This window comes from Citrobacter sp. wls757 (assembly GCF_005280935.1).
Lineage (GTDB): Bacteria > Pseudomonadota > Gammaproteobacteria > Enterobacterales > Enterobacteriaceae > Citrobacter > Citrobacter portucalensis.
The window spans coordinates 237,684-238,076 of record NZ_SZWU01000015.1 but is presented as its reverse complement, the minus strand read 5'-3'; the positions used below and the strand labels follow the sequence as shown (position 1 = coordinate 238,076).

At 54.7% G+C, this 393-nt stretch carries 1 protein-coding gene; it reads left to right on the top strand.

The genetic code is table 11. From position 1 onward, the window contains the following. Window positions 1–238, top strand: a 238-nt coding sequence (locus FDW94_RS23790) for an NfeD family protein (protein WP_249358265.1), incomplete at its 5' end; no start/stop codon positions are given. Window positions 239–393: the final 155 nt, after the last annotated feature.

Sequence of the window (393 nt, the reverse complement as noted above, 5' to 3'; positions counted from 1 at the left end):
GCTGGCAAGGCGCGTTCAGGAGCAGCAGCCAGCCGACAGCCATCTTAACCAACGTGGACAACAGTTAGTTGGCCGTCGATTTACTCTGGAAACTAACCTGGTCAATGGTCGCGGACATATGCGCGTCGGCGACAGTTCCTGGCCCGTTAGCGCCCGTGACGATTTGAGCGCCGGAACGCAGGTTGAAGTCATTGCCGTTGAGGGAATCACCCTGATTATAAAAGCGGTATCACACTAAAAAGACAGGAAATAAGACTATGGTCAGGAAGACACCCCTTGCCTTTGCCCTTTGCACATTGCTGACCGCCGCCCCGCAGGCATTCGCTTCGTTCGATATGGAAGACTGCAAATGGAGCGACGACAGCTGCCTGCTGAAGGGAACGCCGACCTTTA